The 7,009-nt window shown below is 35.5% G+C and carries 6 protein-coding genes; all 6 read right to left on the reverse strand.

What is annotated here, in order from left to right:
• Positions 1-6: 6 nt before the first annotated feature.
• On the reverse strand, positions 7-1,554 hold the full coding sequence (locus RM545_RS12905; RefSeq protein ID WP_311495692.1) for an aldolase catalytic domain-containing protein: 1,548 nt from the start codon (positions 1,552-1,554) through the stop codon (positions 7-9).
• Between the two features lie 29 nt (positions 1,555-1,583).
• A complete protein-coding gene (locus tag RM545_RS12910) occupies positions 1,584-2,522 on the reverse strand; it encodes a glycosyltransferase (protein WP_311495693.1) in 939 nt (312 codons plus the stop codon).
• Between the two features lie 6 nt (positions 2,523-2,528).
• Positions 2,529-4,340, reverse strand: a complete 1,812-nt coding sequence (locus RM545_RS12915; protein WP_311495694.1) for an ABC transporter ATP-binding protein — start codon at positions 4,338-4,340, stop codon at positions 2,529-2,531.
• 120 nt (positions 4,341-4,460) lie between these two features.
• On the reverse strand, positions 4,461-5,597 hold the full coding sequence (locus RM545_RS12920) for a DegT/DnrJ/EryC1/StrS family aminotransferase (RefSeq protein ID WP_311495695.1): 1,137 nt from the start codon (positions 5,595-5,597) through the stop codon (positions 4,461-4,463).
• Positions 5,584-6,210, reverse strand: a complete 627-nt coding sequence (locus RM545_RS12925) for an acetyltransferase (protein WP_311495696.1) — start codon at positions 6,208-6,210, stop codon at positions 5,584-5,586. The genes RM545_RS12920 and RM545_RS12925 overlap by 14 nt, the downstream gene beginning before the upstream one ends.
• Positions 6,197-6,802 carry a sugar transferase gene (locus RM545_RS12930; RefSeq protein WP_311495697.1) on the reverse strand — a complete coding sequence of 202 codons (606 nt, stop codon included), beginning with the start codon at positions 6,800-6,802 and terminating at the stop codon, positions 6,197-6,199. Before RM545_RS12930 ends, RM545_RS12925 begins: the two co-directional genes overlap by 14 nt.
• Positions 6,803-7,009: the final 207 nt, after the last annotated feature.

Here is a 7,009-nt window from a genome sequence, read left to right on the forward strand (position 1 = left end):
ATACGGCTAAATTAAAGAAAATATTGACCTAGTAGTGATCTCGTATTTTGTGGAAGTAACGGAAAAAATTTGCATTCCCTCCGTTTCAACAGCATCAAAAATACACTGATTCTCCTTGAAAAGTTCCAACTCTTCTTTTGTAGCACCATAATCGTATCCATCGTACCCTATCAGCATTATCATATTTGCTTTGTAAAAATTGGCAATATCCACAGCCATAGCAGTAGCGGAGAGTTCATAGCGGTCTTGAAAATTTCCTTCGGATATCCTTCTTATGTGATTTTTGTATACTTCCGGAAAATTAAATGCCGAATTTTTTTTGCGAGATACAACAAAAATCCTGCTCTTCAGTTGATCCAAAGTTAGCTTATGCTGCAGTCGGTTCATTTCCATACCACCAATACAATGAATCTGAAAATTAGCCAAATCTGCAAAAACTTCTATGTTCTTTGAACTGGAATGAATTATTCCTATTTCCGGATTCTTTCTCAAAAACTCCCTAATTACTCCAAAGAACTTCTGAGGCGTCTTCCCACCACCAATCAGAAGGAATTCGTTTATATCCTTCTTCTTATTAAGGAAGGGTATACTTTGATTCTTTTCTACAATACCAATTTCACCAACCTCGGAAATTACTGCGTTAAGAGAATAAAAGCGTTTCTTTACCTGTCCTCTGACTTCATTTTGCGGCAAAGAATAAGCTCCCGAGACCATATAAGGCAAATTAGTTCCCCAACCATACTCCTTTTTTACTTCTAAAAACAGATCACTTAACTCATTTAAAATATCAAAATTAACCTTAACACCGTATTTTTGATGTAGTATGGTTAAAAAGAGTTCCGTTTTTAAATTCCCTGCCCCTCTACCCATTCCAGTAATCGTTCCGTCTACTATTGTTGCCCCTGAATTTAAAGCTGTTAAACTATTAATGAGTGCCATTTCAATATTGTTATGCCCATGAAACCCCAATGAAGTATCCAGTATTCCTTTTAACTTTCTAAAGACCTCTGCAACTTCAGAAGGATGCATACCTCCATAAGAATCAACTACATAAAAATAATCTAAGATAGTGTTTAACCGCTTTAAACTTTTTTCTAAATACAGATTATCCTGCCATTTACTGGCGTACATTAAATTTACAGAAACGAGGAAACCACGCGCTTTTATATTTTCTGCTAATTCTACAACCCTGGAGAGATTTGAAGGAGCCACCGCTAGACGCACTAAAGAAATTAAGCCTTTGCAGGGATTCAGAAGTTCGTCCAGATCCTGTAACTGAATTTCCTTTTCATTCAATATAATTGCGAACTTCTTATCTGTTTTTCCCTTACAATATTCAAGAAGAAATTTTGGCGAGTAATAAAAGGCTCCTCTATAATCTGTTATAGTCTTTGAACGATATCCAATTTCAATAAAATCTATTGGTAGTTTGCCTGCTTTTTCGAGATAATCATCGAGTAACCCATCATCAAAATCCCAATTAGTATAGTATCCTCCATCGCGAAGGGTACAATCAAGAAAAGCAATTTTTTCCTTGTGATCAATGTTAAGCATAAGTGATCCTTTCTACAAAGATAATTAAATTATAAGCTTTTCCCTTTCAAGGAAAATGGATCCTGTTCTTTTCCAAAATCACTCCTAATAAAAGATCTTATCGCTGCAAATTGTGTACTCAAAAGCTTTTTCCCATAACCCCCGCCGTGCCGGAATCCTAAAAGCATTTTTCCTATCGATTTAAATAGTAGATAGCCGAAAGCAAAATAGAACTTATTCTTATAGAAAATGTCTAAGAGGCTTCTTGTGCTATAAAATTCACGCAGCAGCAGTTCTGATTTTCCAAAGGAGGTATTGCGCCACCTGTAATTTTCTGCCAAATCATTATGTTTAGTTCTTGCCCTCAGCCAGGAATCGGAATGCACCAGAATTTCAAATCCGGCCTTTTTTACCTTCAGAGAAAAATCCAGATCTTCAAAACCGAAAAATAATTTATCATTGGGCAATAATCCTTTTTTGACCACTTCCGTATTTGCTATTAAAGTATGACCTCCAGGAACAAAATCTGCTTTAGCAAACTTTTCTTTTTTTAGTTCTTTATTCGTCAAAGCTTTAATTCTTCCAGAATACTTGTTAAAAGTCCCTCCTTTGCCTCCAAAAATACCAAGCTTTATACCTCGGCCCTCTATCTCTTTTATTGATAAGAACATCTCCCTAAAAACGTCCAAATCCCGTGGAGGATCATTATCGTCTCCCCAATACACCCACTTAAAACCAAGTTCACATATTCTTTGTAAGCCAATTTTAGCCCCTCCTGCAGGCCCACTGTTATAACCTACCCTAAAATATTCAAATTTTGGGGAGATCAAAGACTCAATTGCTTTCTCTGTTCCCTTTGAAACGCTATTATCGACAATGAGCACATAAGCAGGAGGAAAAGTTTGGTTACGAATAATGTTAATTGTTTCGAGCAAGATATCAGTCCGCTCATAGGTAATCACAAAGGCTGCAAAAGCTTGGTTTTCCATCCTCTTTTAATTACTCAGGTTTTGAAGTGCCACCATTGCACGAAACTCCTCTGAATTATGGTAAAGTTGCTGAAAAGATCCCTGGGCAGACAGTTTACCGGAATCCATCAGTACAATCCTGTCTGCATCCCTCACGGTTGCCAAACGGTGAGCAATGATAATAATTGTGTATTCGCCCTTTAGATTCTTAATATTCTGTTGTACAGCAGCTTCAGTTTCACCGTCTAATGCAGATGTTGCTTCGTCCATAAACAGAAAATCTACATCCTTGTAAAGCTCACGTGCAATGGAGAGACGCTGTTTTTGCCCTCCGCTAATATTTATCCCGTTTGATCCTAAAACAGTTTCTTCGTGTTGAGGCAAATCCTTTATAAATTGTAAAATTTCAGCTTTTTCTGCCGCCCACCGGAATCTTCTAAAATTTTTGTCAGTTTTTGGTGCCCAAAAAGTAATATTATTAAAAACAGTATCATTAAATATTACTGCATCCTGCAAAATATAACCTATACGACTTCTAAAACTATTAAGATTCAATTCATTAATATTTAAATTGTCTATTTTATATTCACCACTTACCGGCCTTACCAGACCGGCCAAAATATTCATTAAAGTAGACTTTCCCGCACCACTCTCCCCGACTATGGCAATGGTTTCATTTTTGTAAATCGTTAGGTTTATATCTTGAAGTATGGGTTCCTTCATATGAAATCCAAAAGAAAGATTTCTTAAGACTAGAGAATTCGCAAATGACGAAAAGATTTGATTTCCATTCTGTTCTTTATTTTTTTTAAGTTCTGATGTAAAAATTTTCATATTGTCCAGAGATCCTGAAGTTGACAAAAAAGAATTCCATTGTTCCTGTACGCCAATAAAAAAAGTTATTCCTCTGTAAAGCAGGATAAGACTAAGTAAAATGTTTCCCAAATTCTCATTAAACACATAGATATTTACAAATATAGCCCCGAAAATAACCAGAATTGTCAAGGGTTCGCGAAGTCCAGCCAAGAGGGAATCTACTTTTCCCAGCTTTTGTTGAACAGCCTCAACTTTCAGAATATTTTTTTTAAGTTTTTGATTATAAATTTCCGTTAGACCTGTAGCTTTTAAATACTGGAAGAAGTGCACGGTTTGAACGAGCAAGTTTTGAAATTTATGAGACTCCAAAGTGTACTGTCGAGAAAAAAATTTGGTTTGCTTGTATAATCTACGAAATATAAGGTTTAGAAAAGACGCCCCAAAAATAACCAACAATGTAAACTTCCAATCAGCTCCTAAAGCAAGAATTATATAGACGAATACCAGAGCTCCCATCTGGACTGTTTTCAGATAAAATTTGTAAGCACTATTTACCCGTTGCACTTCCCCACTAAATGTATTTTGAATTCTTCCTGTATCAGCTCTTAGAAAAGCATTAAAGCTAGAATTCCCAAATAAATCAATATTTGAGACCCTGATCTTCCTCATAAATGATTGCTGGTACAGTATGCGCATATAAGCTTCAAAATATTTCGCTATACCTTTAAGTATGAAAAAGGTAAAAATCAGCAAGAAAAAATTAAAAAGAGAAGGAGCAACTCCCAGGTTGTCTACTATAAAAGAGCTGATAAAGTCTGAACTTGATTCAGTATTAACAGGATCTCCCGTATTTTCTTCTGAAGATATCATTTTAAAAAGCGGAATGAAAAGAGCGATTCCTACGCTATCTAAAAGCCCCACCAGTAAACTTAAAAAAATTGCAATAAAAATTCTGTATCTCAAGTATTGGTAAAAATAATTGAAGTAGTGAAAGAAATTTTTAATGCGGAACCTGAAATCCATATGAACCTTGTGCTTTCAAAAATATAAATATCGAACGGACTCGGACCAGATGTTCAACTACTTCATCTGGTTCTTCAGAAATAAGAGAGAATCAAAATTTACTTGATTTTCAAATTTCCGTTAGTTCAAGAAATCGTTAATAGCTTCTGATATTCTTTTTTTGTCTTGTTCTAGAAGATTTGATCCTGATGGTAGACACAAGCTGTTTTTAAAAGCACTTGATGCTATTTCACTCCCATAATAGGGTGCATTTTTAAATACCGGTTGTAAATGCATAGGCTTCCACAAAGGACGACTTTCAATATTTTTTTCCTGAAGATGTAATCTTAAATCTTCCCGTTTCAAACCATTTTTCAGTTTATCGATTTGAATAACAGTTAACCAGTGGTTAGAGAAGTAATTGTCTGTAGGTTCACTAAAAACTTTCACCCCCTCTTCATCTTTGAAGACACCTTTATAAAAATCGTTCATCTGGCGTCTGGCTTTAACGTGCACATCAAGAACTTCCATTTGTCCGCGACCAATACCTGCAGAAATATTACTTAACCGGTAGTTATATCCTATCTGACTGTGTTGGTAATGCGGCGCATCATCTCTTGCTTGTGTGGCTAAAAAAATGGCTTGGTCTTTCTTTTCAATATCCTTTGTAACCAAAGCTCCACCACCAGATGTTGTAATAATTTTATTACCATTAAATGATAAAATTGCCAAATCACCAAATGTACCGCATTTCTGTCCATTATACGAACTGCCCAATGCCTCTGCACTATCCTCTATTACCGGAATATCATATTTTTTGGCAACAGCATGTACTTCATTTACTTTGTAAGGCATCCCATACAAATGCACTCCTATAATTGCTTTAGGTTTTTTACCTTTTTTAATTCTGTCTTCTATTGCATCTTCAAGCGCCTTAGGACATATATTTAGCGTTTCTTCTTCACTATCTACAAAAACAGGGGTGGCTCCTAAATAAGCAATAGGATTAGCCGACGCTGCAAAGGTTAGACTTTGACATATCACCTCATCTTCTCTTTCCACTCCAAGCATAATTAGTGCTAAATGCAATGCAGCGGTCCCTGAACTTAAAGCTGCTACCTTTACATTCTCCTGTAAATAATTCTCAAGATCTTTTTCAAAACTAGTTACATTAGGTCCCAAGGGAGCAATCCAATTCTCCTTGAAGGCCTCATTTATATATGTTTGTTCATTTCCTCCCATATGTGGAGAAGAAAGCCATATTTTATTTTGCTTCATATATCTTATTAAATTTAATTATTTTACCCGGGTTACCTACAACAGTAGCGTAATTCGGCACATCATTTATTACAACAGCACCAGCCCCTACTGTTGCCCATTTGCCAATGTTTATATTTTGAATTACAGAAGCTCCCAGACCAATTTGAGTTCCCTCATCTATTTGAACATTGCCTGCAATGGACGCATTTGGTGAAATATGTACAAAATCTTTTAAAATTGCTTCATGCTCCACCACAGCACCGGTATTTATAATGCAATGTTCGCCAACCACAGCTTCCGCATTAACAGAAGCATTCGCCATAACCACGGTACCTTTTCCTATTTTAGCTGAAGGGGAAATAATAGCAGAAGAATGTGAAATAAAGGAGGCGTATTTACCTTTTATTAGAACTGCAATTTCTTTCCTTATCCTGTTATTTCCTACGCCTATAATAATGAAATTTTGCATCACCTTATCTGTTGTAGGCTGATGAACAACTTCATAATCCAAAATTTGTTCAATAGCTGGATTATCATCAAATACATAAGAAATAGCATTCCCATTGGAATGAAGGATATCTATGATGACTTTGGCATGACCACTTGCCCCGTAGACACTAATTTTTTCCATTATAAGGTTCTGTTGTAGCCATATTTGCCATATTCACTCCTTCGGACTTAACCACCTTTAGGACAGTCCACCAAAAAATTTTCACATCAAGCATGAAGGAAACATTCTTCACATACCAAACATCGTATTCAAACTTTTTATTCCAACTAATTAAATTTCTTCCTTTTACCTGAGCCAGGCCTGTTATTCCAGGCCTTACAAGATGTCGTTGATTTTGATCTTCTGTATACAGCTTTAGGTAGGCAGGAAGTAACGGCCGGGGTCCTATTAAACTCATATCCAATCTAAGAACATTTAAAAGTTGTGGTATTTCATCTAGAGAAGTTTTTCTGATAAATTTCCCAATTCCAGTGAGTCTTTCTGAATCAGGAAGTAAATTACCATTTACGTCCCTTTGATCATTCATCGTCTTAAATTTTATTATTTTAAATAAACGAGCATTTTTACCAGGTCTAGTCTGAAAAAAGAAAGGATTTCCTTTATTAGAGACAAAAAGAGTAATAGTAATCAGAAGAAAAATTGGGGATAAAACAACACACCCAAAAAATGCTAATAAAAAATCTAGTAAAGGTTTGAAAAACGTCTTATACACACTATTTAGACTATTAGAGTTTAACACACAAAACTAAAACATAAAAAAAGATACATCTGTAAATTTTTGTTAAATCCTGTTGAGAGGCTTCCCAGACATTTTTTATAGTTTTTCAGGTACTATTTAGATTTTCACGTGAAATTTTCCCTCTACACGCATCATCTAAGTGCAGGCCCTACTCTTATAAATTTTCAGATAAAGAAATAA

It is taken from the genome of Autumnicola lenta, from assembly GCF_031846515.1.
GTDB lineage: Bacteria > Bacteroidota > Bacteroidia > Flavobacteriales > Flavobacteriaceae > Autumnicola > Autumnicola lenta.

Excerpts from the sequence above, each read along its gene's own strand:
- RM545_RS12905 (WP_311495692.1), bottom strand. The coding sequence starts at position 1,554 with ATGCTTAACATTGATCACAAGGAAAAAATTGCTTTTCTTGATTGTACC.
- RM545_RS12910 (WP_311495693.1), bottom strand. The coding sequence starts at position 2,522 with ATGGAAAACCAAGCTTTTGCAGCCTTTGTGATTACCTATGAGCGGACT.
- RM545_RS12915 (WP_311495694.1), bottom strand. The coding sequence starts at position 4,340 with ATGGATTTCAGGTTCCGCATTAAAAATTTCTTTCACTACTTCAATTAT.
- RM545_RS12920 (WP_311495695.1), bottom strand. The coding sequence starts at position 5,597 with ATGAAGCAAAATAAAATATGGCTTTCTTCTCCACATATGGGAGGAAAT.
- RM545_RS12925 (WP_311495696.1), bottom strand. The coding sequence starts at position 6,210 with ATGGAAAAAATTAGTGTCTACGGGGCAAGTGGTCATGCCAAAGTCATC.